Raw genomic sequence first — 25,979 nt, forward strand, 5'->3', positions numbered from 1 at the left:
GCATCACTCCGCGTCGACGCCGAGGACGGTGTGGGTCAGCTTCGACATCGGCTCGGAGAGGGCGTTGAGCGCGGCACCGAGCTCGTTGCGCTGGGGCTGCTTCACGGTGTCGTAGAAGACGAAGCCCTGGTCGTAGTCGCCGTAGGTGGCGAGCAGGTCCTTCATGGCCTTGAACTGCTGGTCGAGATCGGCGACCAGCTTCTTGCCGTCCTCGCCCTTGGCCTCGGCGATGTCGCGGACGTTGAGGTACGCGACCTCGGCACCCTCGACGTTGGCGTAGAAGTCGTAGAGGTCGGTGTGGGCGAACTCGTTCTCCTCACCGGGGAGCTTGCCGTCAGGAGCGGCGACCTCGTCGAGCAGGCCGATCGCACCGTTGGTGATGTCGCCCAGGGAGAGGGCGAAGTCGTCGGCGTGGACCTTCTCGTAGAGGGCCTTGACGTCGGCCACCAGCTGGTCGCCGACCTTCGCGCGGCCGGCCTCGTCGAGAGCGGTGACCTTCTCGTCGGGGTAGTTCTTCATGGCCTCGTCGAGCCAGAGGTCCATCTCGATGCGGTGGAAGCCGGTGAACTCCAGGCCCTCGGCCTCGGCACCGGGCTTGCGGTAGTCGATCTTCGGGTCGAGGTCACCGAACTGCTCGGCGGTGGGCTCGATGCGCTCGTAGTTGATACGGGCGATCGGGAACAGCTCGCGGGCCTTGGCGTCGTCGCCGGCCTTGTAGGCGTCGGCGAACTCCTGGACGTTCGGGACCAGCTCGGCGACCTGGGCCTGGGTGTAGGAGACGTAGTTGGCCACGGCGGTCTCGACGGCCTTGGCGTCCTCGGGGTCGATCTCGATGGCCTTGCCGGTCACGGTGAAGGCGTTCTTGTCGACGTCGTCGCCGACCATGCCCGGCTTGCAGGCGGTGAAGTACTCGCCCGGCTGGGCCTGGACGGTCAGGTTGCGGGTGATGCCGGGGGCGATGTTCTCGACCTCGCCGACGATGCGGAGGCCGTCGGAGCCCAGCACGTAGAACTCGGTGACCTTGTCACCGTCGTTGGTGACCTCGAAGGAGATGTTGCCCGACTCCGCGGTGTCGGCGGAGACCTTGCACTCGTCGGCGCTGGAGGAGACGGTCAGCGCGCCGGCCTCGGAGGTGGTGTTCGAGACGCAGCCGCTGAGCGCGAAGGCTGCGAGGGCGACGCCGGCGAGCGGGGCGACGGTGAGCTTCATCTGGGGTTCTCCTGAGTTCTCGGGCAGTGCGGTTCAGTGCAGGTGGGGTGCTGGGCAGATGCGGTGCAGGCGCGCGCGTCAGTCGCCGGCGGGGACAGAGGTGGCGGGGACAGAGGTGGCGGTGGCGTCGGCCGGACGCGGTCGGCGCGAGCGCAGGACGGCGCGGGTGTAGAGGCCACCGACGACGACGAGATAGACGAACCAGGCCAGCACCTCGAGCTTGGTCATCTCGGGGGTGAAGCCGACGGTGCCCTTGAGCAGTGCGCCGACGAAGCCGTCAGGGGCGATCACGTCGGAGATCTGGAAGAGCCAGGCGTCGGGGCCGTACCAGCCGGAGACGAACGATCCGGCGCCCTCGGGGGCCGTGGAGAACGGGCCGGGGAGGAAGCGGGCCTCCTGCAGGTCGTGGACGGCGTAGGCGAGGATGCCGGCCGCGACGACGACGAGGAAGCCGCCGGTCCAGGTGAAGAAGGTGGCCAGGTTGAGGCGCACGGCACCGCGGTGGATCAGCCAGCCCAGGGCGACGGCGAGCGCGAGGCCCAGGACGGCACCGATCCAGGCCGTGGGGGCGTCGTCGCTGGCGCGAACCGCGGACCAGAGGAAGAGGGCGGTCTCGAGACCTTCGCGGGCCACCGAGACGAAGGCGATGAAGGCGAGACCGACGCCGGTGCCGGTGAGGGCGGCGTCGATGCTGGCGTGCAGTTCCTTCTTGAGGGTGGCAGCCGTGGCCTGCATCCAGAAGATCATCCAGGTCACCAGCGCCACAGCGAGGATCGAGAGCGAGCCGCCGATCGCCTCCTGGGCCTGGAAGGTGAGTCCGTAGGCGCCGAAGGTGAGGATCGCGCCGATGGCGAGGGATCCGCCGATCGCGACGCCGACACCGAACCAGAGCTTCCGGAGCACGTCGCTGCGGCCGATCTTGCGGATGTAGGCCACGAGGATGCCCACGACGAGGGCGGCCTCGAGGCCTTCGCGCAGGCCGATCATGAAGGTGCCGAGCACGGGGACTCCTGGGAGGGGACGGCACAGACAGTACCTTCAGTCAGAGGAAGGTTAGCCATGCCTAAGCATTGACCGACAAGACGAATAGTTAGGCAAGCCTTGCCTCATTTCAACTCAGCAGCTCCGTGACGCGCGTCACGCGGGCGGCAGCCGGGGAGCCGCAAAGGTCGCTGACCAGCACGAATGCCCACCTGGGAGGTGGCCGGAAAAGATTCGAGGTCTCACTCCCCCATGCGGGGGCAGGTGCCATCACGGTCGCGTCACGACGCCCGAGCGGATCGACAGCGAGGCCCCATCGGACCGCGGCCGCGGTCGCGGGGGCCACCACGGTGCCGTCCGCCTGAGTTCTGCACCCTCGCGTGACCTTCGTCTCAGGGCAGGCGGGTGCAGGAGCCCACCGATTTTGGGTGCTCCGCGCGACCCCCGCATGATGACTTGTGGGGACCTGTGTCCCGCAGACCGAACCAGCTCGGCAGACCCATCCAGCGCCTGGTCATCCGTACCGCGACTGTGGGCCTGCAATAAGGAGACACTCTCGTGAACACCGCAGGCCACGGAGACACCAACGGCTCTGGCTCGTACGACGCGATCCTCGTCGGCGGCGGCATCATGTCCGCCACGCTGGCGACGCTCCTGCACCAGGTGGAGCCCACCTGGCGCATCGCAGTCGTCGAGCGTCTGGGCGAGCTCGCCCAGGAGTCGTCCGGCCCCTGGAACAACGCAGGTACCGGTCACGCCGCACTCTGCGAGCTGAACTACGCCCCCCAGGCTGCCGACGGTTCCGTCGACATCGCCAAGGCGGTCCACGTCAACGAGCAGTTCCAGGTCACCCGTCAGCTGTGGGCGTTCCTCGTCGAGTCGGGTCAGATCCCGAACCCCGAGGCGTTCATCCAGCCGACCCCGCACATCTCCTTCGTGTGGGGCGCCAAGAACGTCGACTACCTCAAGAAGCGTTTCGACCTCATGGAGAACCACCCGCTGTTCGCGGGCATGGAGTACTCCGAGGACCCGAAGGTCATCGCTGAGTGGGCGCCGCTGCTGTTCGCCGGCCGCACGGGTGACGAGCCCGTCGCCGCGACCCGCTCGACCGCCGGTACCGACGTCGACTTCGGTTCCCTCACCAACCTCCTCATCGAGCCGCTCGTCGCCTCCGGCGCCGTGACCATGGAGCTCGGCGTCGAGGTCCGCAGCATCAAGAAGACCAACGGCATCTGGAAGGTCGCGGGCAAGAACCGCGACACCGGCGCCGCGTTCTCCGCCAACGCTCCGTTCGTCTTCGTCGGTGCCGGTGGCCAGGCCATCACGCTGCTGCAGAAGTCCGGCATCAAGGAGATCAAGGGCTTCGGCGGTTTCCCGGTCTCCGGCGAGTTCTGGCGCACCACCAACCCCGAGATCGTCGCCCAGCACAAGGCGAAGGTCTACGGCAAGGCTGCCGTCGGCGCTCCGCCGATGTCGGTCCCGCACCTCGACACCCGCATGGTCGACGGCAAGCCCGCCCTGATGTTCGGCCCCTACGCCGGCTTCTCCCCGCGCTTCCTCAAGGCCGGTTCGCTGTTCGACATCTTCAAGTCGATCCGCCTGCACAACCTGGTCCCCATGCTCCAGGTCGGTCTCAAGGAGCTCGGTCTGGTCAAGTACCTGATCACCGAGCTGCTGGCGTCGAAGAAGAAGCAGCTCGTCTCGCTGCAGGAGTACTTCCCCGACGCCAAGATGGACGACTGGGAGAAGATCACTGCCGGTCAGCGCGTCCAGGTCATCAAGAAGGTCCCCGGCAAGGGCGGCGTCCTGCAGTTCGGCACCGAGGTCATCACCGCGGCTGACGGTTCCATCGCCGGTCTGCTCGGTGCCTCCCCGGGCGCCTCGACCGCCCCGTCGATCATGCTCGAGATCATCGAGAAGTGCTTCGCCGACAAGATGGACGACTGGAAGCCGGCTCTGGAGAAGATGATCCCCTCCTACGGTGCCCCGCTCTCCGACCGCCCCGAGCTGGCCGCCGAGCTCCACGAGCGCACCACCCGCGCCCTGGGCCTCGACCGCGCCTGACGCCGTACGGCTCACCGCAGCTCCAACGACCCCCTCCCCGCCACTCGGCGGGCGAGGGGGTCGCTGCATTCGGTCACCCTCGCCTAGGCTCGGCCTCATGAAGAGCGACGTCGAGATCCAGCCCCACACCCCCGAGAACGCTGCTGCCCGTCTGGTCGAGGCAGCCGGTGCCCTGCGAGGCGCGCTGATCACCCATGCCTCCGCGATCGTCGCCGCGGACGGAGACACCGAGAAGTTCGTGGCCGCCGACGAGGCCTTGGCCCCGTTCCTGATCGCCTTGGACGACGCCTACGCCGCGATCACCGGCGAGGTCCACCCGATGCGCGCCGACGAGGTCTACGCCACCGAGGGTTGCGGCTGCGACGGCTGCGGCTGCGGTGCCGACGACGCCGACGCAGTCGAGACCGCCGAGGTCTCCGACGAGGCCACCGAGGCCGTCGTGTCGGTCTTCCAGCGTCACGACTACGCGATCACCGACCCTGAGGCCCTGATGGCCGCCGGTCGCGCCGCTTACCTCAAGACCTCCCCCGAGGCCACCACCGAGCAGGCCGAGGCCGAGGTCAACGACGTCGACCTCGCTCTCCTGCACCTGGCCCACACCGACGGCTGGAACAACCTCTGGCAGCTCGAGGGCCTGCGCGCCGTCGGCGGCGTCACCGGTGTCGTCGAGCAGGACGAGCCGCTCTCCGGAGACTCCGAGGAGTGGGCCGACGAGGTCCTGGGCGGCGTCATCGGTGAGGACCCGCTCTTCGTGCAGGTCGACGTCTACGAGGAGTGAGCACTCACCTGCTGACGCGGGGCTGAGACCGCTGGCCGCTCAGCGCACCAGCACGAAGAACGCTGCTGCCACCAACAACGCCGGAAGCAGCAGGAGCAGCACGAACTCCACCAGGTCGCGACGGGTCGCCCCGTCGCGACCGGGGTGGACCGCCACGGCCCGGGCCATCCGCACGAGGTCGTGGAGCAGTACGCAGACCACCCCGATCAACGTGCCCCAGGTGATCGAGACACCGAACGAGTCGAAGTCGCTCACCGCGTCGTCGACGGCCTCCCACAGGCAGGCCCCCAGGAGCCCCAGAGTGACGCCGCGCCCCAGCCGGTCGAGACTGCTGGCCGCGAACCCGGCCAGATGACGCGGGGCGTCGCGGACGTCGCGAGTCACCGTCCGCAGCAGCCCGACGCTGTCGGCTCCCAGCAGGTCCGCCCCGGCCCGTAGCAGCGCCCCTGCCTCGTCCAACCCGGCCTCGTCGCGACCCGCCCCCTCCGGCCCCACTCCTTCTGGCTGCCTCAGCGCAGCACAGGCCTGGTCGAGCTCACGTCGGGCCCGTCTCTCGATCTCGCCGCGATGGGCCAGCAGTGCGGTGCTGTTCTCCCGGCCCGCCTCGGTGTCGTCGCTCGCCAGACGCAGGAAGGCCTCGTCGAGGGAACGCTGGAACGCGACCTGACGACGCAGGCTGACACGGCTGTTGGCACCCCGGAACACCTGACGCAGGTCGTGGGCGGCCTCCGGTCCGAGGCTGCGGGCCCGGGCCGCCTCCTCCAGATCGGCCAGCGTGCTCGCAGGATCGAGCCCCCAGGCGTGCAGCAGGCCGTCCAGCACCCGGTGACGCAGTTCGACGTCGCGCAGCGTGCGACTGGTGACGAACCCGGAATTGGCCACCGCTCCGAGCATCGCGTACCCGAAGACGAGGACGCCCAGAAGGACGGCGAACAGTTCGGTGGCCAGCAGGTCGCCCATGACTCTTGGTAACAGCGAGCGTCGTCAGCGGCCAAGGACTGTCATCCGGCGAGGTGGGGCCGCCGCCCTCTCGGTGAGAAACTCGTCCCATGACTTCCCAGCTCCGTCGCGTCGCCGTCTTCTGTGGTTCCAGCCCGGGCCACGACCCCGCCCACTCCGAGGCCGCCTACCGATTGGGGCGCGACCTGGCCGAGCGCGGCATCGGCCTCGTCTACGGCGGCGGTGGCCACGGCCTGATGGAGCGGGTCTCCCAGGGCGCCCTCGACGGCGGCGGCGAGGTGATCGGCGTCATCCCGACCCGGATGATGGCCAAGGAGTGGGGCCGTCAGGACCTCACCGAGCTGCACGTGGTCGACGACATGCACGTGCGCAAGGCGATGATGGCGGAGTTCTCCGACGCGTTCATCGCGCTCCCCGGAGGCCTCGGCACGCTGGAGGAGATCATCGAGATGTGGTCGTGGCGTTCGATCGAGTTCAACGACGACCCGGTCGGCTTCCTCAACTGGGGCGGCTTCTGGACCCCGCTGCTGGAGGCCCTCGAGGCGCTCACCGAGACCGGTTTCGTGCGTCGGGAGGTCTTCGACGACCTCGTCGTCGCCGAGACCCTCGACGAGGCGCTGGTCGGTCTGGAGGCACGCCGCGGGGCGACGTTCTCGGACAAGGCCCGCGCTCCCCTGCGCTGAGCGTCACGAGCCGGCGCAGGCATGGTCACCGGCTCCTCCGTGGGTGCTGAGGGCCGTGGGGTCACAGGGTCGTGGGGTCGGGACGCTCTCACGCACCCCGACCCCACGCACCATCAGCGTCCGGCGCCCTGACCCTGACGCTGCGCCTGCTGCAGCGCAGCACGCACGTCGGCGGGAACCCGGTCTCGGGTGCTCGCGGCCGGAGCTGCCGTCAGGGCCGCGGCCGACGGGGACGCACTGCGCGACAGCGCCGCACCACCGGAGACGACCGGCTCTGGCTCGGGCACCGGGACCGGGTCACACTGCAGGTCGGAGCGGTTCTTGCCCTTCACCCGCTGCGGGGCCACCCCCGTGTCCAGGTAGGTCGCGATCGCGTCGTCGGTGCAGTCGATGCCCGAGAGCGAACCCGAGTGAGTGGTGCCGCCGACGCCCTCGATCAGCGACGCGGTCGGGAACTCCTTGCGCGTGGCGAGTGCACCGGAGTAGACGGTGGCCGCGTCATGGGTCTCGGCGACCAGCAGGATGGGGGTGCGCACCTTGGATCCGTCGACCTTGAACGCCCGGTGCGACTTCGCGGGCCAGTTCAGGCACGGAGCGTTGTACCAGGTGTTGCCCCATGTCAGGAACGGGTGCTCGGCGTGCAGTCGAGCGGCGTCGCGACGGGTCTTCTGCCACGACGGCCACTGTGCGTCGGTGCACTGGACACCGTTGTAGACCGCGAAGCCGTTGTCGTCACCGGGGCCGGCGTACTCGGCGAGCAGGTCGGTGCCGTCGCCTGTCTTCACGAGCTTGGCGTAGGCCTCGCCGAGCTCGACCCAACCGTAGACGTAGTACCCGACCGTCAGCATCGCGTCGTCGAGTTCGTCGGGGCCAACAGACCGTCGGCGGCGGGTTCGTCGTCGAGGCGCTCCCGCAGGGAGTAGTAGCCCTTCTTGATCGCCGCCGGGTCGGTCCCGAGACCGAAGTGGTCATCGCGTGCGGCCAGGTAGGCGAAGTAGCGGTCGAGGTTCGCGTCGAAGGCGACGTCCTGCTCGAGGTTGGCCTCGTAGAAGGCGTTGTCGGCGTCGAGGACGCCGTCCCAGACCATCTTGCCGGTCTGCTGCGGGAAGAGCGTCGCGTAGACCTGACCGAGGTAGGTGCCGTAGGAGAAGCCGTAGTAGTTGAGCTTCTTCTCCCCCACCGCCCGACGCAGGGCGTCGAGATCACGGGCGACGTCGACGGTGCGCATGTGCGGCAGCAGTTCCTTGGCGTCCGCGCGGGCACAGGCCCGGGCGTAGTCGCTGGTGGTCTTCCTCCACCACGCCTCGTTGGCGCGTCCCTCGGCGGTGCGATCGGGGACGTAGTTCGGGCGGTCGTAGTCCTGACCGGCGTAGTCGGGGTCGCAGCTCAACGACGGCTCCGACGATCCGACGCCGCGGGGGTCGAAGCCGTACCAGTCGAACTTCGCGCCGACGCCGTCCGGGATCGAGGCTCCGAGCACGGGGTAGACGAGGCCGGAGCCTCCCGGTCCGCCGGGGTTGACGGCGATCATGCCCTTGTAGTCACTGTCGGTGTGGACCTTGCGGCTCACCGCGATGGTGATCTTCTTGCCCCGCGGACGGTCCCAGTCGAGCGGGACGACGAGGTCGGCGCACTCGGCTCCGGCGCGCTGCAGGCGCGGCAACTCACAGGTGCCCCACTGCGGTGCCGGCGGGGTGTAGCGCGTCGCGGCTCCCGTGTCCGGCCGCCCCGTGGGTGTGGCACCGGCGAGCGGGGCCAGCACGGTCGCGGCCAGCAGAGCGGACGTGAGGGCGGTCAGGGTCCTGCGGACGGATCTCTTCACGGTGGAACCTCCCGAGTGGGCGGGGAGTGTCCCCGCCCACCTTCTCCCCTCCCCTTCGAGGGTAGGTCCCCAAACCCGTCCGGGATCAGGCGCGGAGGCTGGCCAAGAACTCCCCGACCTCGCTGCGCAGCAGTTCGGCCATCTTCGCGAGGCCCTGGAGGTCGCCGTGCAGGGCGCCGTAGCCGAAGTCGTCCGATCCGTACCCGCCGGAGTAGCCGCTGTGGTTGCCGACGCCGTCGACGGCGATCGTGATCGCGTCCACCATCGGCGCCATCTCGCGCAGCGACTCGCTGATCCGGGAGATCGTCTCCCCGGACTCCTCGGCCGCGCGCATGACGTCGGTGACCCGGACGCCGATCTCCTTGGTGGAGGCGGCGGTGTGGTCGGCGAGCGCCTTGACCTCGGTGGCGACGACGTTGAACCCGCGTCCCGCCTCACCGGCACGGGCGGCTTCGATCGCGGCGTTGAGGGCGAGCAGCTTCGTCTGCGCCGCGACCTGCGCGATCGTGGAGACGACGCTGCTGATGTGCTCCGAGGCGGCTTCGAGCTGGACGACGGTGTTGCCGGTGCTCTCGGCCTGACGGACCGTCTCGGCGGTGCTGGTGGCCAGGGTCGCAGCGGTCGCGGAGAGCTCGGTGGAGGCGGCTGCCACCTGCTCGGCGACCGTCAGGACGGTCTCCTCCAGCTGGTCGGCCAGGGCGCGGCGTTCCCCGTCGGTGCTGTCGAGGCGTGCCTTGGCTGCCGCCATGTCGGCGCGGGCCTCGTTGATGACGCGGGCTCCGTCCCGGAAGGCACCGGCGGTGCCACCGAGCAGGAACCGGCGGTGGTAGCGCCCCTCGCTGGCAGCGGTGAGCACCGCGCCGGACTCACGCACGTAGGCGTCGGTCCGGTCGAGGCAGCGGTTCGCCGCAGTGCGCAGGGCGATGATGTCGGGCGACTGCTCGGTGCCCGGCGTGTGCGGGACCCGGACCTCGAGGTTGCCCTCGGCAGCCTGGTCGAAGACGCCCAGGAGTGCCTGGACGGCAGCGCGGTAGGCGTCGAGTTCGGCCCGTGCCTCGGCGAGTTCGGTGCGGGTGCTCATCGGCCGTCCTCCGGGTTCAGGGACCAGACGAATTCGTCGTACGTCTGACCCAGGGTCTCCAGGTGTGCCTCGAGGGCGGCCTGTCCGGCCTCGGCTGCGTCGACGGCTCGGGCGTGGCCTCCCTCGACGCTGCGCAGCTGGGCGTACAGCGGGATCACCGTCTCCAACGCCTTCCGGGTCGGGACCCGACGGTTGGAGTGGTAGCCGACGATGCCGCCGCGCTCGTCGAAACTGGGGGTGACGTGGGCCAGCACCCAGTAGTGCGAGCCGTCGGACGCCAGGTTCATGACGTAGGCGAAGATCTCCTTGCCGCTCTGGACGCTGTCCCAGAGCAGCTTGAACACGGCACGCGGCATGTGGGGATGACGAATCATCGAGTGCGGCTGGCCGATCATCTCGCACTCGCCGTAGCCGGAGACGCGCAGGAAGACGTCGTTGGCGTAGGTGATGTGGCCGCGCAGGTCGGTCTTGGTGACGATCACTTCGTCGGCCCCGAACGTGCGCTCCACCCCGGTGGGCTGGACCCGCTGACGGGCTCGCGATCGGGTGGGGGGTGTCTCGTGGATCAGGCTCACTGGGGAACTCCGCTCGTCACGTGGGTTTCGATACCCGTGTCACCGGGTAGATCGACTCCGTGGAGCGTCATGTGACCGTTTGTGGTCCACGTCTCTCACTCGTGTGGACCAGTCCACAACCCTCAGCGGCTGCCTCGCTGCACGTGTCGGGCCCAGGCGCGTACCGAGGGTTCGTCCAGCAACTTGAAGTCACCGTCGCGCGTGGACTGGAAGTAGGTGACGAAGGCAGCCCCGTGGCGCGCCAGGTACTCCCCAGAGCGACGCAGCCACTCCGCTCGCCCCGTACCGGTGTCCCCGGCGACGAGGGCACTGCCGGTCTCAGCGATCCCCCACGGCTTGCCGGCCTCGGCAGAGACCCGGACGACGTGGCCGAAGACCTCGGCCGGGCTCCGGTAGCGGTCGGGATTGCCGTGGGCTCCGTTGTAGGGGTCCCAGGCCAGCACCGACACGTGGTCGTCACCGGGGCTGTAGTCACGCCAGTCGCGCCCCGAGGCGGGATCGGCGGTCCACCCGGTGAGGATCAGCGTCGGGTAGAGGTTCTCCTTGCCGGTCATGGCGACGAGATCGACCACGTGCCGGAACGCCGCGCGGTACTGCTCGGCGCTGAAGCGTCCCGCGGCGATGTCGGGCTCGGGCTCGTGCCAGTAGGAGAAGAAGATCGGCTGCTGGGTCGGGGCTTGGGCGAAGAACGCGGCGATCGCGTCGTCGTGGATCCCGCGGACGATCTCCTGCGGCGCCCGACGGAACGAGTGGACGAGCATCCGGTCCGCCAGCACTCCTCGCCTCGACCAGGCACCCACGGGTGGCAGCCCGGGTTCGAACTGACGCACCACCGGGAGCCGTCCGAAGAGCGCGTCGTTGGTGGCGAGCGCCTCGGGGATCGATCCGTCGGTGCTGGAGAGCGCGACTCCGAAGACGGTGCCGGTACTGCGGTACACAGGAGCCGAATGCGCCACGGCCGCCTCGCCCGGCTCCAGGGTCTGCGGCGGCGGATCCGAGCGACCACCGTGGCCGGCCTCCGGAGCGACGCCGCTCGACGTCTCACCGACGTGGTTCGGGAGCAGGGTCTCCCCCGGCTCTCCGCGAGGATCCGACAGGGCATCCCCGAGCAGGCTCCCGGGCGCCCCGCCGGTCGGCCCCGGCCTCGAGCCCGAGGTCGGTTCGCTGGTCGCAGGGCTGGGCGTCGTGCCGTTCCCACGAGCACCGGAGTCCGCTCGCGTGGCTTCGCCGTGACCGGCGTCCTCCGGGGCACCGAGCAGGAACGCTGCGCCCAGCGATCCCACGAGGACCAGTGCCATCACGAGGACCAGTGCCGCACCGAGGAACGGCGCCGCAACGACCGTGCGCTGGCCCATGCAGAACGCCTCCCCGGTGCTGCGCGCGGGGACGGCTCCCCAGTGGCTCCGACCCTAGGCGCCGACGTCACGTCCAGCAGCCCGAAGAGTGGGTATCCCGGTCGGGTCCCCACCGCGACCCGCAGGCGACCACACGGGTGATGGCCACGGGTCCCGCACTGGCTAGACTCCCTCCGGACACGCTCAACGGGTCACGCCTCCGTAGCTCAGTTGGATAGAGCACCGGCCTTCTAATCCGATGGTCGCAGGTTCGAATCCTGCCGGGGGCACCACCACGACGGCGCCGGGCCTCTGCCCGGCGCCGTCGTGGCGTTCGACCTCCACCGGCCGCGGCCTAGAATCGGTATGACGTCGGCAGTCCCCGACGCCTGCATCTCCAGCAGAGGAACGAGTCGATGACCCAGAGCGCCCTCATCGTGGCCGCCACCCAGCAGTCCGAGGCGTCCAACGCAGGCCTCAACACCGCCATCCTGGGCCTGATCATGCTCGTGGGCACCGGGATCGTGATGTGGTTGCTGCTCAAGTACGGCAACCGCGGGGCCTGACCCCGGACACGACAACGGCCGCGGAGAGATCTCCGCGGCCGTCGCCGTTCACACCACCGCTCCCCCACGGGCCCGTGCAGTCGGGCCCGCGGACGGGTCAGGCGGACCTGAGGGTCGTCACTTCTTGACGACGATCTTCGTGCCGGCGCCTGTGGCGGACAGGTGGTTGGTGTCACCGGCGTAGGCCAGCGACACCGTCCAGGTGCCCTTGGCGAGCTTGGGCAGCTTCACCGCGACGCTGCCGTTCTTGAGGGTGCCGACCACCTTGGTGGTCTTCTTGGCCTTCTTGAGGGTGACGGTGACCTTGCCCGACGGCTTCACACCGGCGACCTTCGAGGTCACGGTCAGCGTGGCCTTGCCGGCCTTCTTGGTGGTCGGGGCCTTGGTGACCTTGGCGGTGACGGCACCGGCCTTGGCCTTCGCGACGGTGACCGCACCGGTCTCGGTGAAGCCGAGGACCTCCTCGCCGCCGGCGTAGGTGACGGTGAAGGTGTGCTTGCCGGGAGCGAGCTTGCCGAGGGTGACGACGGCGGAGTTGTCGACGACAGTGCCGGTGAAGGTCTTCGTGCCGACCTTCACGGTGACCGCACCGGAGGCGACGCGACCGAACTTGTTGGTGATCGCGACCTTCACCTGCGGCGCGGTGCCGAAGGTGACGTTCGCCGCGGTTACGGTGCGCGAGGCGCGCACCGCCCCCGGCAGACCACCGAAGAAGTCGCCCAGCGCACGCTTGGCCTCCTGGCCGAAGGCGAGGGAGGTGCGGGCCTGTTCCAGCTGGGCGGCCTCGGCCTCGCTCAGCGTGGACTCGTCGGCCGGGATCGCGAAGCTCAGACCGAGCTGCTTCGACGGGTTCGTGAACCAGGCGTTGGTCATGTACTCCTTGAACGTCGCCAGGCCGGTGCTGGAGTCGACGTTCTGCTGGATCCACTGACGCTTGATCGCGGTGTTGGACGGGTTGTTGCCGGTGCCGCGCTCGTAGTTGACCAGGAACGGAACCTGCAGCTTGCGCACCACGTCGGGGAACGCCGCCTGGTCGTTGCCCGGGTAGTAGGCGACGCGGTTGCCGGTGTGCGGGTCGTACTCGGTGACGGCGTTGCGGAAGTACTTGCGGACCAGGTCGCCGTAGACGAACGAGGGACGGAAGTCGTTGACGGTGAGGCGGTTGGCGTTGTCACGCACGTGGATCGGGTTCGCCGCGCCGTTGGAGCCGTTGGTGATGCCGCCGTCGAGGACGAGGTCGAAGTTGTAGACGGTGCGGACACCGTTCTCCTGCGCCTCACGGTTGACGTCGGCGATCACCGCGCGGGTGTTGGGGCACCAGGTGCCACCGAAGAGGAGCGCGAAGTTGGCGCCGGCCTCCTTGGCGTCGAGCAGGTGGACCAGCTCGGGGTAGGTGACCTGTTGGACGCGCCAGCCCTTCGTGTCGTCGGCGTCGGTGATGATGTCCCCGCCGTAGCGGGCCTCGTCGGGCGAGGCGACCTTGTGGCGGGAGTTGTTCTGCGCCTTCCACCAGGAGAACTGACCGATCTCGTCGACGACGGTTCCGCCTCCCGCCGCGGCGACCACGCCGGTGACCTCACCGGTGACGTCGGCGGTGGCGGAGAGGTCGGCCCAGTCGATCACCTTGTCGGGAGCACCGGCGACGAGGCGGTCCTTGTCGTAGACGAGGAACAGCGTGGAGTCCGCTGCGACGGCGTCGGACTTCTCCGGGCGGGCGTCGAAGATCGGGTCGACAGCGTCGTTCACGACGGCTGCGTCGGCGGCGAGCGTGACCGAGTTGCCGTTGGCGGCGACGGTGGCCTTGGTGCCGTTGCCGAGGTACTGGGCCACGACGTTGTTCCAGATGTTGCCGAAGACCGCCTGGCTGTCAGCGGCCAGGTCGATGCCGGCGGCCTTGCGGGTGTCGAGGTTGAGGACGCCCTTCTGGCCGGTGAGGTTGGGGTCGAACCAGTAGATCTTCTTCACCCCGGCGGCGCGGGCGGCGGCGTCGGCGGCGACGGCCTTGGTGGTGAAGTCAGCGTCGGTGGTGGATCCGATCAGGAACGCGAACTGGCCGGGCTGCTGGAGCAGCCACTGGAAGCGGTCGTAGGTGACGGTCTCGACGACGGTGCTGGCCGGGAGGCCCACGACGTCGGCGAGGTAGCTGCTGTCCACCGAGGTGGTGGCCGTACGGGCCGGCTCGGCGGCGACGGCGTTCGGGAGCGTCGCCGTCAGCGGCGCCGCAAGGGCGAGGCCGGTCAGGACGGCGGCGACGCGACGGCGGGCGACGAGATGACGGGAGCGGGCGGTGAAGACGTTCATGGTGACGTTTTTCCTCAGAGTTTCAGGGCAGGGCAGGGCCCCGCGAGCACGCAGTGCGCGGTGGGTGGAGTGCAGCGTCAGCTCAGACGTGACGCGGGTCGTGGCTCAGGGTCGTGGCTCAGGGTCGGGCGCAGCGCTGGGCTGCGCCGCTACATCGGCTGCTCAGAGCTGGACCTCCCTGCGACGACGCTTGACGACGGTGCTGCCCCCGACGAGTGCGGCTGCCGCTGCGGCCAGGCCACCGAGGATCGCGAGGCCGGCGATGCTGCTGCCGTCGTCCTCGGCGGCGGCTGCGTCGGTGCGCTCGGCGGAGGCGAAGGTCCCTTCGACCACCTGGGGTGCGTCACCGGCGGCAACGCCCTCGCCGGAGTCACCCGACTCACCAGCACCGGCCTCGGACTCGACATCGGTGGCCTTCGCGCCTGCCTCCGACGCGTCGGTGGTCGAGTCCTTGGTGAGGGTCTCGTCGACCTCTCCGGCGGGGGTCTGCGCGGCGTCCGTCACGGTGCCGTCGGTGACGGGACCGGTGGTCGCGGTGCCGGTGCTCGCGGTGCCGGTGCTCGGCGCCGCGGCACCGCCCTGCGCAGCCGTGCCGGTGCGGGGTGCCGTGTGCGTGGTGGGCTTCGAGGCCTGCCCGCCGCTCGTGGGCGTGCTGGTGCTGGCCTTCTTGCCACCACTCGTGGGCGTGCTGGTGCCGGGCGTCTTGCCGCCGTTCGTGGGCGTGGTGGTGCCGCTCGTTCCGGTGCTACCACCGCTCTTCGGGGTGGTGGGCGTGGTGGCCTTGGGGGTGCTGGACTTGGGGGTGCTGGCGGCGGCGTTCTTCTTGGCCAGCCAGGTCTTGTAGCCCGCGACGCGGTCCCACTCGGTCCAGCTCACCGACTGGCCGTCAGCGTAGTGAACCTTGTTGTTGTCGAAGTCGTACCAGGCGCCGGGGATGTAGGAGCACTCGACGTCGTCGTAGCCCGGGAGGGTGTCCTCGCCGTCGCTGTAGGTGCGGCCGTCGTCGCCCTTGACGGTGATCGGGCGCGGGTTGTCGGCCGGGTTGATGACGGCGTGGGACGGTGCGGCGAGCATCAGCGAACCGGCCGCGAGGCCGAAGGCGCTGAGGACGGTGAGGGAGGTCTTCATGAGGTTCTCCTGGGCTGGGTGCTGATTGCTGAGTGCAGGTGGGACTGAGTGGGTCAGACGAGTTCGACGTCGGGCGCCGCCACGGTCGATGCGACCGTCGGCGTGACGGGAGGCGTGGAGTGCGGCGCGTCGGCGACCGGCTGGTCGGCACGACGCCGTCCTGGGATCTGGTCGGGGTCGATCCCGGCGTGCGGGTCCTGGGCGACGTCGTCGTCGAGCAGGCCGACCTGGCGAGCGACGATGGTGGCGCTGACGCCGGCCGCGGTGACGTTGGTGGTGGTGCGGGCCATGTCGGCGATGGTCGAGATCGGGAGCGTGACGGCGACGAACTCGAGCGGGAGTCCGGCAGCAGCGAGCACGGTGACGGCGGCGACGGTGGCAACTCCGGGGACCCCGGCGGTGCCGACCGAGACCAGCACGCCGAGGACCGCGAGGACGATCCAGTCGGTGACGCCGTAGTCGAGGCCGTAGGCGTTGATGCCCCAGACCGCGATCAGGACCGGCCAGATGCCGGCGCACCCGGGCATCCCGATGGTGGTGCCGAGCGGAGCGGTGAAGTGAGCGACCTCGGAGTGGACGCCGATGCGTCGGGTCAGCAGGTCGGTGGTGACCGGCAGGGTGCCCACGCTCGACTGGGTCGTGAATGCGGTGACCTGGGCGGGCAGGAACTTCCGGAAGAAGGCCAGCGGGCTGACGTCGGCGAAGACGCGCAGCAGCACGGCGTTCACACCGAAGGTGTGCACGAAGCAGGTCAGCCAGGTCAGGGCGAGCAGCCCCAGGAGCGAGGTGAACTTCTCCCCGAGGTCGTCGGTGCCGGCCACGACGGTGGTGGTGAGGGCGACGATGGCGTAGGGCGTGAGGCCCAGGACGTAGCCGACGGCCTTGAAGACCACCAGCTTGAGCGCTTCGATGCCGTTGCCGAAGGGGCGCACGGCCGGGTTCTCCTTGAGCAGCGCGAGGTAGGCGATCGCCAGGGTGACCGAGACCAAGATGATCGGGATGATCTTGTTGGCCGAGAAGTCTCCGACGACGTTGGTCGGGAAGAAGCTCACGACCACCTGGGTGAAGTCCTGCACGGAGTTCTCCAGGACGTTGAGTTCCTGACCACCGAGCTGCTCGTCGACACCCTTGCCGGTGCCGGCTGCGAGACCGACGCCGAGTGCGATCACCACGCCGAGGGCGTTGGAGAGCAGCAGCCAGAAGGCGGAGCGGGAGCCGATCCGACGCAGCTTGGCGAGGTCACCGAGCGAAATGATGCTGGAGATGATCGCGACCGCGATGAGCGGGGCCACGGCGGCGAGCAGGACGTTGATGTAGATCCGTCCGATCGGTTCGACCCAGGCCACGTGGTCGGCGCCGACGATGCCGACCGGGACACCGGCGACGAGGGCGATCAACGTGAGGACGCTGAAGTTGACGCCGCGACGCCGCAGCAGCGACAGGGCCACGAAGACGACGACCACGGCCGTCAGCGTCGCGAGGTTGAGCCAGTTCACAGGCATTCTCTTTCAAGCGTGTTTGTTGATAAAAGAAGTGTACTTAATGGAGATACAAGAGTTTGCGCCGGGGCGCACTCCAGGGCGGTCGAGCGCCGCCTCACCCGCAGTGGCGCAGCGGCGGACCAACCCCTGCCGCCAGAGGCAGACCTGGATCAGTCGCGCCGACCCAGTCCTACCGAGTCAGTCCTACCGAGTCAGTCGCGGCAGGGGGCAGCAGCGACTGCACCGCCGGTCGCCCAGGCCGGGAGCGGACGCGGGTCGACACTCGGCAGTCCGTCGACGCCGTAGGTCCACTCCGGACCGTGCGTCACGAGCTGGTCGATGCCCGCGAGCAGGCGGTGGACATCAGAGCTCGACGACCCCAGTCCGAGACTGGCGCGCACCGCGGTGCGACCGCCGTTGAGTCGAGCCAGGAGCGGGTGGGCGCAGAAGCGACCGTCGCGGACGCCGACACCCCACTCCGCGGAGAGGAAGTGGGCCACCTGCTCGGCGGAGAATCCTTCCACCGAGAACGTCGCGACGCCGATCACCTCGGCCTCACCGGGCCAGATCTCCAGCACCCGGACGCCCGGCAACTGGCGCAGGCCGTCGACCAGACGGGTGCGCAGAGCGGTCTCGTGGGCCACCACGGCGTCCTCGCCGATCCGCTCGAGTTCCTCCAGGGCGGCAGCGATCGCGACCGCGCCGACAACGTTGGGCGTGCCCGCCTCATGGCGCGCCGGAGTGGCGGCGAAGCTGACGCCGGTGGTGCTCACCTCGCGGACCGCTCCCCCGCCGAGCAGCAGCGGCGAGGCGGCGTCGAGCCAGTCACGTCGTCCCACCAGGACGCCGGCGCCGTAGGGCGCATAGACCTTGTGTCCGCTGAACGCGACGTAGTCGATGCCAGCAGCCTCGATGTCGATGCGGCGGTGCGGGACGAGCTGGGCGCCGTCGACGGCGATCCGAGCGCCGTGCGCCTTGGCGATCGCGACGAGGCGGTCCAGCGGCAGGAGTTCGCCGGTGACGTTGGAGGCACCAGTGACGGCCAGCAGGGCCGCGGGGGCCTTGGCGAGCTCGGCGTCGAGCGCGACCAAGGTCTCCTCGAGGGTGCCCGCGACGGCGACCTGACGCGAACCCGACGAGCGCCAGGGCAGGAGGTTGGCGTGGTGCTCGAGGTCGAGGTGGACCACGTCACCGGGCACCGCTCGGGCCAGCAGGTTGAAGGCGTCGGTGGTGTGGCGCACCACCTGGACGACGTCGTCGAACCGGGCACCGACGAAGTCCGCGATCACCCGGCGGGCGTTCTCGTAGGCGCCGGTGGAGACGATCGAGGCGTAGCCCGAGCCGCGGTGGACACTGGAGTAGTAGGGCAGGAACTCCGCGACCCGCTCGGCCACGGCGACCAGCGCGGGTGCACTGGCGGCAATGTCGAGGTTGACGTAGCGCAGCTCGCCACCGGTGACGAGCGGCGCGGTCTGGTCGGCTCCGACGAGGGCGGCCAGGGGTGCGATCTCGCCGCGCCCTGCGGACGGCGCCTGAGCAACAGGTCGCGGGTCGACGGCCGTCGGCACGACGTCCTGGGCGAATCCGACCCGGCCGCGCAGAGGCGTGGCGTTCGACGGCGCGGACGGGGTGCGGAGGTCGCGGACGGCGGTGTCGCCGCCGGTGCCGAGCAGTTCACCGGGGGCCGCGAGGGCTCCGGACTCGATGAACGAACGCTCGAGCTGGGACAGGTAGGACATGGCGGGTCTCCAACGGATCAGACGACCCGGTCACCCGGGTCTGCGCTTGCTCGCCGCTGTTGCGACGGGCCGTGTCTTCACCCGGAGCACCCCGCCGCAGAAGGAGGGTTGCTGACTGGCCAGCCGGGGCTTTGCACCAGTTCTCGTGACGTGGAAGACGCTAACACACCCACTCGGGGGTTTGTCCACCTAATCCATTGACTTAGATTCCGAGATGCTTGCCGGAGCGTGCGAACCACCCCCGCCAGCGTCCCCACTGCGAGAATGCCGCGCATGGACACCCTGCGCTCGATCCCACTCTTCCTGCTCGCCGCGCTCGCCGAGATCGGCGGGGCCTGGCTGGTCTGGCAGGGCGTGCGCGAACACAAGGGCCTGCTCTGGATCGGCGCGGGCGTCGTCCTCCTGGGCCTCTACGGCTTCGTCGCCACGCTCCAGCCCGACGCCAACTTCGGTCGGATCCTGGCCGCGTACGGCGGCGTCTTCGTCGCCGGATCGCTGCTGTGGGGCATGGTCGTGGACGGCTTCCGCCCCGACCGCTGGGACGTCGCCGGATCGCTGGTCTGCCTGGTCGGCGTCGCGCTGATCATGTACGCCCCGCGCAACCTCGCCTGACTCAGCGGCTCCGCCGACCTGCCGCTCAGCGGCTCAGCGGCTCAGCCGACCTGCCGCTCAGCGGCTCAGCGGCTCAGCGGCTCAGCGGCTCAGCGGCGACGGATCAGCTTCGCGGGGTTGCCAGCCACCAGAGTGTCCGGCTCGACGTCGTTGACCACGACGGAACCGCTCTCCACGACGGCGTTCGCGCCGACGGTGACACCGGGATTGATCACCACACCGGCACCGATCCAGACGTTGTCCCCGATACTCACGGCCGCACCCCCGGCCCACTTCTCGGCCCGCTTGTCGGGGTCGTGCGGCAGCAGCAGGGTGCTGATCGAGACGTTGGCACCGATCACGACGTCAGCCCCGACCGCGACCGGGGCGTAGTCGACACAGCTGAACCCGGCACCGAGCACCGTGCGGGCACCGACGGTGGTCCGCTCCCCCAGCTCGACGTGCAGCGCACCGCGCACCTCGACGCCCTCGCCCACCTCGGCGAAGACCGCAGCCAGCAGTTGGGCACGACGCTCGGTGTCGGCGGGGTCGCAGGCGGTGAAGGCGTGCACCCGCGACGCTGAGGCGGTGACCATGCGGCGGATGCCGGAGTCGATGACGAACGGGCGTCCCGCCATCATCTTGCTGCGCATGGTGGGGATGAGCGGCAGGGAGACGGGCTGGGAGGCGTTCACACCCGAACGTTAGCCCGCCGTCGTCGAGAACCCTGCGACGTAGTCGGCGATCTCGGTACGCAGCGACGTCTTCACCTGCTCGCTCGCGAAGGAGGCCTCGACCGCCTCGACCGCCAGTGCGGCGACTCCGGCGGCGTCGAGGTCTAGCAGGTCGGAGGCGATCTCGTACTCACGGTTGAGCGTGGTCCCGAACATCGGCGGGTCGTCGGAGTTGACCGTGATTCGCACTCCCGCGTCACGGAACGCGGTGATCGGATGTTCGGTCAGCGAGGCCACCGCGCGGGTGGCGACGTTGGACGAGGGGCAGACCTCGAGCGCGATCCGGTGCTCGGCCAGGTGCTCCAGCAGGCGCGGGTCCTGGGCCGAGGTGGTGCCGTGGCCGATGCGTTCGGCGCCCAGCAGCGTGATCGCGTCCCAGACGGTCTGCGGCCCGGTGGTCTCACCCGCGTGCGGCACCGAGCGGAGGCCCGCGGCCCGGGCAGCGGCGAAGTGCGGCTGGAACTGCGGTCGCGGGACCCCGATCTCGGGGCCACCGAGACCGAACCCGACGAGGGAGTCCGGGGCGTGGCGCAGCGCGAAGTCGAGGGTCGCGTCGGCAGCCGGGATCCCGGACTCTCCGGGAATGTCGTAGATCCAGCGCAGTTCGATCCCGAAGTCACGCGCGGCCGCCACCCGGGCGTCCTCGATCGCCTCGGTGTACGCCTCGATCGCCATGCCACGCGCGGGGTCGTGGGGCAGGACGGAGGTGTAGGGCGTCATCGTGAGCTCGGCGTAACGGACGTTCTGGCCCCGACGAAGTTCGCGCGCCACCTCGTAGGTGAGCAGCCGGATGTCCTCGGGCTCCTTGAGCAGGTCGACGACCGCGAGGTAGACGTCGATGAAGTGCGCGAAGTCGGTGAACGTGAAGAACTCGCGCAGCGCGGCCGGGTCGGAGGGAACCGTCCCGGGGTGGCGCTGCGCGAGTTCGGCCACGATCGACTCCGACGCGGAGCCGACGTGATGGACGTGCAGTTCGGCCTTGGGCAGGCCGGCGACGAAGCCTGACAGCGGGTGAGCGTTCACACCGAGGAGTCTGTCAGGAACCCGTCACCCGAGGGAGGGCGTCACTTCACCCAGATGAAGCTGATGATGACCGGCACGGCCGCGAAGAGCAGCCACGGGCTGAGCCACCTCTTGTTGTGCAGGAGCAGCGCTCCGATGATCGAGATCGCCATCACGATCGCGGAGATCACGGTGAGCACCCAGAACGCCGAGTCCGTGCCGACGTACGGGATCAGCAGCAGCAGTCCGCCGACGAAGTGGATGGCGGTGGTGATGACGAGCGCGGTGATGACCCAGCGCTGGACCTGCTTGACGTGCATCAGTTGATCATTCCCATCAGGGTGGAGGGGTCGTTGTTCTCCAGGACCGTTCCGTCGACGACGACGGTGGGGGTGGAACGGATCCCGGCCTTGGACGCGGCGTCGGTGGCCTCTGCCACCCAGCCCTCGAAGGCCATCTCCTCGATGCCGTCACGGACGGCGTCCTCGTCAGCACCGGCAGCGACGGCCTTCTCGACGAGCCAGTCGTCGTCGGGCTTGTTGCCGTTCTCGGCGGGCTGGGCGGCGAAGAGGGAGTCGTGGAAGGTCTTGGCGACCTCGGGGCCTGCGGCGTCGAGGACGACGGCGAAGGCGTTGGTGGCGCGCTCGGAGTAGTCACCGAAACGGCTCAGGAAGTTGATCGGGAGGTACTTCACGTAGACCTTGCCGGCCTCGGCGGCGGCGGTGAGGTCCTCGTTGGTCTCCCCCTCGAACCAGGCGCACGCCGGGCAGAGGAAGTCCTCGTGGATCTCGACGACGTGTTCGGCGTCGGGGTCACCGACGGCGAGTGCGTAGGAGTCGACGACGTTCTTCGGTGCCGCGACCGGTCCGCTGTCGCGCACGGCCCACCAGGCCACACCGACGACGAGAGCGAGGACGACGGCGACGATCGCACCGACGGTGATCCGTTCCTTGCGCTGGCGGGCCACGCGAGCCGCCTCGGCAGCAGCGGCCTGAGCTGCGGCCTTCTGCTTGCGGGCCTCGCGGCGCTGGGCGGCGGCCGCCTTGTCCTCAGCGCGTGAGGTGGGGGTGTTCTTCGCCATCGTCGTTCCTCTCGGTGTCAGCGTCGGTGTTCCACTCGTGGGAACGGAAGAGCAGCGTGTCCAGGGCGAGACGCGTACGGGGACGCGCCACGAGCCAGATCGACATGGCCAGCAGCGCGAGGTCCCGGGCGATCTCCCAGGGGTACTTCGACGACGCCCCCTCCTCGACTCCCCCGCCACCGAAGCAACCACAGTCGATCTCGAGCCCGCGGCCCCAGGCCGAGGCGATGCCGACGACGAAGGCGGCGAACAGGACCGCGGACAGGAGGGCGTTGGCCCGGACCAGGACACCGAGGACCAACATCAGGCCGACGGCCACCTCCAGCACCGGCAGCGCACTGCCGACCACGGGCACGACGGCCTCGGGCAGGAGTTCGTAGGCACGGACCGCACGGACGCTCCCGTCGAGGTCGCCGAGCTTGGCGCCTCCGGCCACGAGCCACACGCCCCCGGTCACCAGACGGAGGGCGGTTCCGATCCAGGGCGTCGCTCCCCGGGACGCTCGGGTGTCCACGTCTTCAACCCTAGTTGACGTGGCCTTACGCCTGAAAAGGAGGCCTGACCTCCAGTTCTGCGTTGCGACGGCCACCCGGGAGTAGGGTTGGTGCACGTGAATGACCGTCTGGTGTGGATCGACTGTGAGATGACCGGCCTCGACCTCGTGAACGACGCGCTCGTCGAGGTGGCTGCGTTGGTGACCGACTACGAGTTGAACGTGCTCGGAGAGGGCGTCGACATCGTCATCAAGCCCCCGGCCGCCGCGCTGGAGCAGATGGACGACTTCGTCCGGAACATGCACACCACCTCGGGCCTGATCACCGAGTTCGACGGCGGCACGACGCTGGCCGACGCCGAGGCACGCGTGCTGGCGTACATCAAGGAGCAGTGCGGCGAGAACGCGCGCCCCGTCCTGGCCGGCAACACCGTCGGTACCGACCGCTCGTTCCTGGCCCGCGACATGCCCGAGCTCGAGGGATACCTGCACTACCGCAACGTCGACGTCTCCTCGATCAAGGAGCTGTCGAAGCGTTGGTACCCGCGTGCCTACTTCGCCGCGGCAGAGAAGCGTGGCAACCACCGCGCCCTGGCCGACATCCAGGAGTCGATCGAGGAGCTGCGCTACTACCGCGAGGCCGTCTTCGTCGCCCAGCCCGGCCCCGACTCCGAGACCGCGCGCGGCATCGCCGCGAAGCACGCCGGATCCATCACCGGCCTCTGGGACGAGCCGGCCGAGGCCACCGACAACCCCGCTGAGCAGGCCTGACGCCTCTCGCCCATCGATCGGGCCGGGCCCACGGAACACTCCGTGGACCCGGCCCGATCTGCATGTCGAGACCCCCGATTAAGCACTTGGAGCGAAGTCCTCTATAGTTCTTCTTGGTTACGGCACTGCCGGACAAAACCATGGTGGGTATAGCTCAGCTGGTAGAGCACCGCGTTGTGGTCGCGGTTGTCGCGGGTTCGAGCCCCGTTACTCACCCCAACACGAAGAACCCCGGTCCTCACGGATCGGGGTTCTTCGCATTTCTGCCTCGGGACGCGGTGAGCCGCCGAACTCTCAGGTCACGGACGGCTCAGGTCACGGAACGTTGGTGCCGCGCGACGGCGCGGTCCTGCTCGGGGACCGGCACGCGTCCTTCCAACGGGAGCCTGACCCGGAACGTCGAGCCCTCGCCCGGCTCCGAGGAGACCTCGATCCGACCACCATGGGCCCGAACGAGGGCCTGGGCCACCGAGAGACCGAGCCCACTTCCCTGGATCGCACGCTCACGCGCAGCGGCTGCCCGGTAGAAGCGATCGAAGACCCGGGGCTGCTCCGAGGCCGGGATCCCGATGCCGGAATCGCTGACGGTGACGACGGCCTGCTGCCCCTCGCAGTGCAGCGACAGGAGCACCTCGCCGCTGCGCTCGGTGAACTTCGCAGCGTTGCCGAGGAGGTTGTCCAGGACACGAGCGAGCCGGTCGGCGTCGCCCTGCACCCGGACCGCCCGGGCCGGCACCTCGCACACCAACCGGACGCCGGCCGCCGCGAAGACCGAGAGATTGCTCTCCCGGGCCCCACGCACGACCTCGCGCAGGTCGAGGGAGGAGTGCACGACCTCGACGAACTCGTCCTGGATCCGGTTGAGCATCAGGAGGTCGTCGATCAGCGAGAGCAGGCGGGTGCTGTTGCCCCGGACTCGCCGCAAGGCACGGACCTGCGCCGGTTCAAGGTCGCCGAAACCGCCGTCCTCCAGCACTTCGAGGTAGCCCAGGATGCTGGTGATCGGGGTGCGGAGTTCGTGGCTGACACCGGAGATCAGGGCATCCTTGACCTGGTCGACCTCCTTGAGGTTCTCGTTGGCCACCTGCTCAGCGGCCAACGCCTCTTCCAGAGCCCGCTGACGCTTGACGCGGTCCGTGACGTCCTCGCCGGTGGCGACGAACCCGGCGACCTCTCCGTCGTCGTCGTGGATGCGCGACATCGCGAACTGCAACGTGAGCACCTCGCCGTCCTTGCGCAGGAACTCGACGTCGGTGTTGGAGATCGTGCGGGCAGCCAACTTGGCCGCGACGTCACCGAACGAGGCCCGGCTGCCGAGGCGACGGGAGAGCCGTTCCACCTCAGCCTGCGTGAAGAAGATGCTGGGCGAGAGACCCAGCACCTCGCGCTGGGTGTACCCGAGCATCTTCTCGGCACCGGGATTGAAGAGGTCGATGCGTCCCTCGGCGTCGGTGCCGATGATGGCGACGCCCGACGCACTCCGCACCAGCTGACGCACACGGGCCTGCTCGGACTTGGCTCGCCAGGCCTGACGGCGCTGGATCCCGACGGCGAGAGAGAACGGGATGACCGTCAGGGCGTAGGCGCACACGAAGACGCCGTAGGCGATCACGGCCAGCTCGTTGTGCACGTCCGAGGCGAGCGGGTTCGTGGCGAACGGCCCCAGCCCACGCGAGGTCATGGCGTGGGTGAGGGTGGTCACCACCAGGACCTGGACGATCGTCTCCCGCATCGGGGCGCGCAGGGCCGCCCATCCCATCACCGGGATGAGGCAGAAGACGAGGGAGAAGTCGGCCTCGATCGGCAGGAAGCAGGCCACGGTGAGGACGATCATCAGCGTCCACTGGAGGATGCGCTCCCCCGAGCCCGCGACGCTGGGGAAACGCGCGCGCCCCATGAAGTGCGGCATCACGGTCAGATAGGTGGCCAGATGGCACACCATCGTGCCGAAACCTGCCAACCACCACGGTGCGTACCCGGTGCACAGGGCAGTGACGACAGCTCCCGACGCCCCCGCGAACGCACCCAAGAAGCCGGCTCCGACGAAGTAGCCCAGGTCGTCGTCGCTGAGCAGGGCTGCGGGGCGCCGACCGCGGTCGGTGAGCACCTCGGTCGCCACCCAGACACCGAGGGCAGCACTGATGCCCAGCCCGAGCGAGACTCCCCACGTGCGATCGAAGACGGCGTAGACGGCCGCCACACCGGCGGCGACCGGAACGACGAGCATCGGCCGCGTGGAGCGCGGGAGCAACAACCAGGTGCCCGCGACCAGTCCCACGGGGAGCGCCTCGGGAACCGTCACCGCAGCTGGCTGGATGCCGACGCAGTACAGCGAGGCGACGACGACGAACAGGGTCAGCGCGAGCGCTGCCCACCCTCGGCCCATGACCACCTCGTCCCCCTCCCCTCGAGCGCGCAGGCTTCCACTTCTGCCGACCCTAACGGTGTGCCGCGCGGCGGCGCCCCGTTTCTGTCCGCTTCCGGACACCAGCGAGCGGACATGACCCGAACAGGCCAGATGACCTGCACCGTTCGGTCTCCGCTCCGGCGGGGAGGCCCCACGCAGCGCCCCGAATTGTGCCTCCGAAGATCTCGGTGCTAACGT

At 69.4% G+C, this 25,979-nt stretch carries 24 protein-coding genes, 2 tRNA genes and 1 riboswitch; of the genes, 8 read left to right on the forward strand and 18 right to left on the reverse strand.

From position 1 onward, the window contains the following. Positions 1-3: 3 nt before the first annotated feature. Both efeO and efeU read right to left on the reverse strand, forming a co-directional pair. A complete protein-coding gene (gene efeO, locus EOV43_RS11305) occupies positions 4-1,209 on the reverse strand; it encodes an iron uptake system protein EfeO (protein ID WP_128221374.1) in 1,206 nt (401 codons plus the stop codon). A gap of 78 nt (positions 1,210-1,287) precedes the next feature. Next, complete coding sequence (gene efeU / locus EOV43_RS11310) at positions 1,288-2,211, reverse strand: iron uptake transporter permease EfeU (protein ID WP_206611319.1); 924 nt, start codon at positions 2,209-2,211, stop codon at positions 1,288-1,290. A 537-nt stretch (positions 2,212-2,748) separates the two neighbouring features. Between efeU and EOV43_RS11315 the strand changes: the two genes are divergently transcribed. Both EOV43_RS11315 and EOV43_RS11320 read left to right on the forward strand, forming a co-directional pair. Next, entirely contained in the window at positions 2,749-4,254 is a 1,506-nt protein-coding gene (locus tag EOV43_RS11315) for a malate:quinone oxidoreductase (RefSeq protein WP_128221375.1), read from the forward strand. Between the two features lie 97 nt (positions 4,255-4,351). Further along, positions 4,352-5,032: a hypothetical protein gene (locus EOV43_RS11320; protein WP_128221376.1), complete on the forward strand. Its 681-nt coding sequence runs from the start codon at positions 4,352-4,354 to the stop codon at positions 5,030-5,032. A 39-nt stretch (positions 5,033-5,071) separates the two neighbouring features. Here EOV43_RS11320 and EOV43_RS11325 read toward each other — a convergent pair whose 3' ends face one another. Continuing rightward, complete coding sequence (locus tag EOV43_RS11325) at positions 5,072-5,992, reverse strand: hypothetical protein (protein WP_128221377.1); 921 nt, start codon at positions 5,990-5,992, stop codon at positions 5,072-5,074. An 89-nt stretch (positions 5,993-6,081) separates the two neighbouring features. Here EOV43_RS11325 and EOV43_RS11330 point away from each other — a divergent pair, with 89 nt between their 5' ends. Then, the gene (locus EOV43_RS11330) at positions 6,082-6,675 is read left to right on the forward strand and encodes an LOG family protein (RefSeq protein ID WP_128221378.1); all 594 of its coding nucleotides are present in this window, start codon (positions 6,082-6,084) and stop codon (positions 6,673-6,675) included. A 113-nt stretch (positions 6,676-6,788) separates the two neighbouring features. On the opposite strand, the gene EOV43_RS11335 is transcribed toward EOV43_RS11330, so the two are convergent. The 5 genes from EOV43_RS11335 to EOV43_RS11355 form a co-directional block, all read right to left on the reverse strand. Beyond that, a complete protein-coding gene (locus EOV43_RS11335) occupies positions 6,789-7,523 on the reverse strand; it encodes an alpha/beta hydrolase (protein ID WP_128221379.1) in 735 nt (244 codons plus the stop codon). Continuing rightward, positions 7,517-8,497, reverse strand: a complete 981-nt coding sequence (locus EOV43_RS11340) for an alpha/beta fold hydrolase (RefSeq protein WP_128221380.1) — start codon at positions 8,495-8,497, stop codon at positions 7,517-7,519. The genes EOV43_RS11335 and EOV43_RS11340 overlap by 7 nt, the downstream gene beginning before the upstream one ends. A gap of 85 nt (positions 8,498-8,582) precedes the next feature. Next, entirely contained in the window at positions 8,583-9,578 is a 996-nt protein-coding gene (locus EOV43_RS11345; protein WP_128221381.1) for a methyl-accepting chemotaxis protein, read from the reverse strand. Then, positions 9,575-10,153, reverse strand: coding sequence for a PAS domain-containing protein (locus EOV43_RS11350; RefSeq protein WP_206611320.1), 579 nt, complete (start codon positions 10,151-10,153; stop codon positions 9,575-9,577). Before EOV43_RS11350 ends, EOV43_RS11345 begins: the two co-directional genes overlap by 4 nt. Before the next feature lie 122 nt (positions 10,154-10,275). Next, a complete protein-coding gene (locus EOV43_RS11355) occupies positions 10,276-11,508 on the reverse strand; it encodes a glycoside hydrolase family 26 protein (RefSeq protein ID WP_128221382.1) in 1,233 nt (410 codons plus the stop codon). Between the two features lie 195 nt (positions 11,509-11,703). Here EOV43_RS11355 and EOV43_RS11360 point away from each other — a divergent pair. Then, a tRNA-Arg gene (locus EOV43_RS11360) sits at positions 11,704-11,780 on the forward strand. Between the two features lie 123 nt (positions 11,781-11,903). Continuing rightward, a complete protein-coding gene (locus EOV43_RS15470; protein ID WP_164878704.1) occupies positions 11,904-12,053 on the forward strand; it encodes a hypothetical protein in 150 nt (49 codons plus the stop codon). Positions 12,054-12,170: 117 nt separating this feature from the next. Here EOV43_RS15470 and EOV43_RS11365 read toward each other — a convergent pair whose 3' ends face one another. The 4 genes from EOV43_RS11365 to EOV43_RS11380 form a co-directional block, all read right to left on the reverse strand. After that, positions 12,171-14,354 carry an Ig-like domain-containing protein gene (locus tag EOV43_RS11365; protein WP_128221383.1) on the reverse strand — a complete coding sequence of 728 codons (2,184 nt, stop codon included), beginning with the start codon at positions 14,352-14,354 and terminating at the stop codon, positions 12,171-12,173. Positions 14,355-14,516: 162 nt separating this feature from the next. Continuing rightward, a complete protein-coding gene (locus EOV43_RS11370) occupies positions 14,517-15,482 on the reverse strand; it encodes a hypothetical protein (RefSeq protein ID WP_128221384.1) in 966 nt (321 codons plus the stop codon). Positions 15,483-15,535: 53 nt separating this feature from the next. Beyond that, positions 15,536-16,978 carry a dicarboxylate/amino acid:cation symporter gene (locus EOV43_RS11375; RefSeq protein ID WP_239022105.1) on the reverse strand — a complete coding sequence of 481 codons (1,443 nt, stop codon included), beginning with the start codon at positions 16,976-16,978 and terminating at the stop codon, positions 15,536-15,538. Positions 16,979-17,175: 197 nt separating this feature from the next. Next, on the reverse strand, positions 17,176-18,702 hold the full coding sequence (locus EOV43_RS11380; RefSeq protein ID WP_128221386.1) for an aminotransferase class V-fold PLP-dependent enzyme: 1,527 nt from the start codon (positions 18,700-18,702) through the stop codon (positions 17,176-17,178). A gap of 37 nt (positions 18,703-18,739) precedes the next feature. Then, positions 18,740-18,853: riboswitch (SAM riboswitch) on the reverse strand. Positions 18,854-18,975: 122 nt separating this feature from the next. Here EOV43_RS11380 and EOV43_RS11385 point away from each other — a divergent pair. Then, positions 18,976-19,314, forward strand: coding sequence for a YnfA family protein (locus EOV43_RS11385; RefSeq protein WP_128221387.1), 339 nt, complete (start codon positions 18,976-18,978; stop codon positions 19,312-19,314). An 89-nt stretch (positions 19,315-19,403) separates the two neighbouring features. Here the strand turns inward: EOV43_RS11385 and EOV43_RS11390 are convergent, their stop codons facing one another. The 5 genes from EOV43_RS11390 to EOV43_RS11410 are packed head-to-tail and all read right to left on the reverse strand — an operon-like array spanning position 19,404 to position 22,624. After that, a complete protein-coding gene (locus EOV43_RS11390; RefSeq protein ID WP_128221388.1) occupies positions 19,404-19,988 on the reverse strand; it encodes a DapH/DapD/GlmU-related protein in 585 nt (194 codons plus the stop codon). A gap of 9 nt (positions 19,989-19,997) precedes the next feature. Then, positions 19,998-21,050 (reverse strand): adenosine deaminase, encoded by a 1,053-nt coding sequence (locus tag EOV43_RS11395; RefSeq protein ID WP_239022106.1) that lies wholly within the window; start codon positions 21,048-21,050, stop codon positions 19,998-20,000. A 41-nt stretch (positions 21,051-21,091) separates the two neighbouring features. Then, a complete protein-coding gene (locus EOV43_RS11400; protein WP_128221389.1) occupies positions 21,092-21,349 on the reverse strand; it encodes a hypothetical protein in 258 nt (85 codons plus the stop codon). Continuing rightward, positions 21,349-22,110, reverse strand: a complete 762-nt coding sequence (locus EOV43_RS11405) for a DsbA family protein (RefSeq protein WP_128221390.1) — start codon at positions 22,108-22,110, stop codon at positions 21,349-21,351. The genes EOV43_RS11400 and EOV43_RS11405 overlap by 1 nt, the downstream gene beginning before the upstream one ends. Then, the gene (locus tag EOV43_RS11410; protein ID WP_128221391.1) at positions 22,079-22,624 is read right to left on the reverse strand and encodes a DoxX family protein; all 546 of its coding nucleotides are present in this window, start codon (positions 22,622-22,624) and stop codon (positions 22,079-22,081) included. Before EOV43_RS11410 ends, EOV43_RS11405 begins: the two co-directional genes overlap by 32 nt. A gap of 96 nt (positions 22,625-22,720) precedes the next feature. Here EOV43_RS11410 and orn point away from each other — a divergent pair, with 96 nt between their 5' ends. Then, positions 22,721-23,374, forward strand: a complete 654-nt coding sequence (gene orn / locus EOV43_RS11415) for an oligoribonuclease (protein WP_128221392.1) — start codon at positions 22,721-22,723, stop codon at positions 23,372-23,374. A gap of 143 nt (positions 23,375-23,517) precedes the next feature. After that, positions 23,518-23,593 (forward strand) — tRNA-His (locus EOV43_RS11420). Between the two features lie 91 nt (positions 23,594-23,684). On the opposite strand, the gene EOV43_RS11425 is transcribed toward EOV43_RS11420, so the two are convergent. Beyond that, positions 23,685-25,760, reverse strand: a complete 2,076-nt coding sequence (locus EOV43_RS11425) for an ATP-binding protein (RefSeq protein WP_128221393.1) — start codon at positions 25,758-25,760, stop codon at positions 23,685-23,687. Positions 25,761-25,979 lie beyond the last annotated feature (219 nt).

Source organism: Nocardioides yefusunii (assembly GCF_004014875.1).
Taxonomy (GTDB): domain Bacteria; phylum Actinomycetota; class Actinomycetes; order Propionibacteriales; family Nocardioidaceae; genus Nocardioides; species Nocardioides yefusunii.

Coding starts and splice junctions, on each gene's coding strand:
- efeO (WP_128221374.1), bottom strand. CDS start 1,209: ATGAAGCTCACCGTCGCCCCGCTCGCCGGCGTCGCCCTCGCAGCCTTC.
- EOV43_RS11320 (WP_128221376.1), top strand. CDS start 4,352: ATGAAGAGCGACGTCGAGATCCAGCCCCACACCCCCGAGAACGCTGCT.
- EOV43_RS11325 (WP_128221377.1), bottom strand. CDS start 5,992: ATGGGCGACCTGCTGGCCACCGAACTGTTCGCCGTCCTTCTGGGCGTC.
- EOV43_RS11330 (WP_128221378.1), top strand. CDS start 6,082: ATGACTTCCCAGCTCCGTCGCGTCGCCGTCTTCTGTGGTTCCAGCCCG.
- EOV43_RS11335 (WP_128221379.1), bottom strand. CDS start 7,523: ATGCTGACGGTCGGGTACTACGTCTACGGTTGGGTCGAGCTCGGCGAG.
- EOV43_RS11345 (WP_128221381.1), bottom strand. CDS start 9,578: ATGAGCACCCGCACCGAACTCGCCGAGGCACGGGCCGAACTCGACGCC.
- EOV43_RS11355 (WP_128221382.1), bottom strand. CDS start 11,508: ATGGGCCAGCGCACGGTCGTTGCGGCGCCGTTCCTCGGTGCGGCACTG.
- EOV43_RS15470 (WP_164878704.1), top strand. CDS start 11,904: ATGACCCAGAGCGCCCTCATCGTGGCCGCCACCCAGCAGTCCGAGGCG.
- EOV43_RS11365 (WP_128221383.1), bottom strand. CDS start 14,354: ATGAACGTCTTCACCGCCCGCTCCCGTCATCTCGTCGCCCGCCGTCGC.
- EOV43_RS11370 (WP_128221384.1), bottom strand. CDS start 15,482: ATGAAGACCTCCCTCACCGTCCTCAGCGCCTTCGGCCTCGCGGCCGGT.
- EOV43_RS11380 (WP_128221386.1), bottom strand. CDS start 18,702: ATGTCCTACCTGTCCCAGCTCGAGCGTTCGTTCATCGAGTCCGGAGCC.
- EOV43_RS11385 (WP_128221387.1), top strand. CDS start 18,976: ATGGACACCCTGCGCTCGATCCCACTCTTCCTGCTCGCCGCGCTCGCC.
- EOV43_RS11400 (WP_128221389.1), bottom strand. CDS start 21,349: ATGCACGTCAAGCAGGTCCAGCGCTGGGTCATCACCGCGCTCGTCATC.
- EOV43_RS11405 (WP_128221390.1), bottom strand. CDS start 22,110: ATGGCGAAGAACACCCCCACCTCACGCGCTGAGGACAAGGCGGCCGCC.
- EOV43_RS11425 (WP_128221393.1), bottom strand. CDS start 25,760: ATGGGCCGAGGGTGGGCAGCGCTCGCGCTGACCCTGTTCGTCGTCGTC.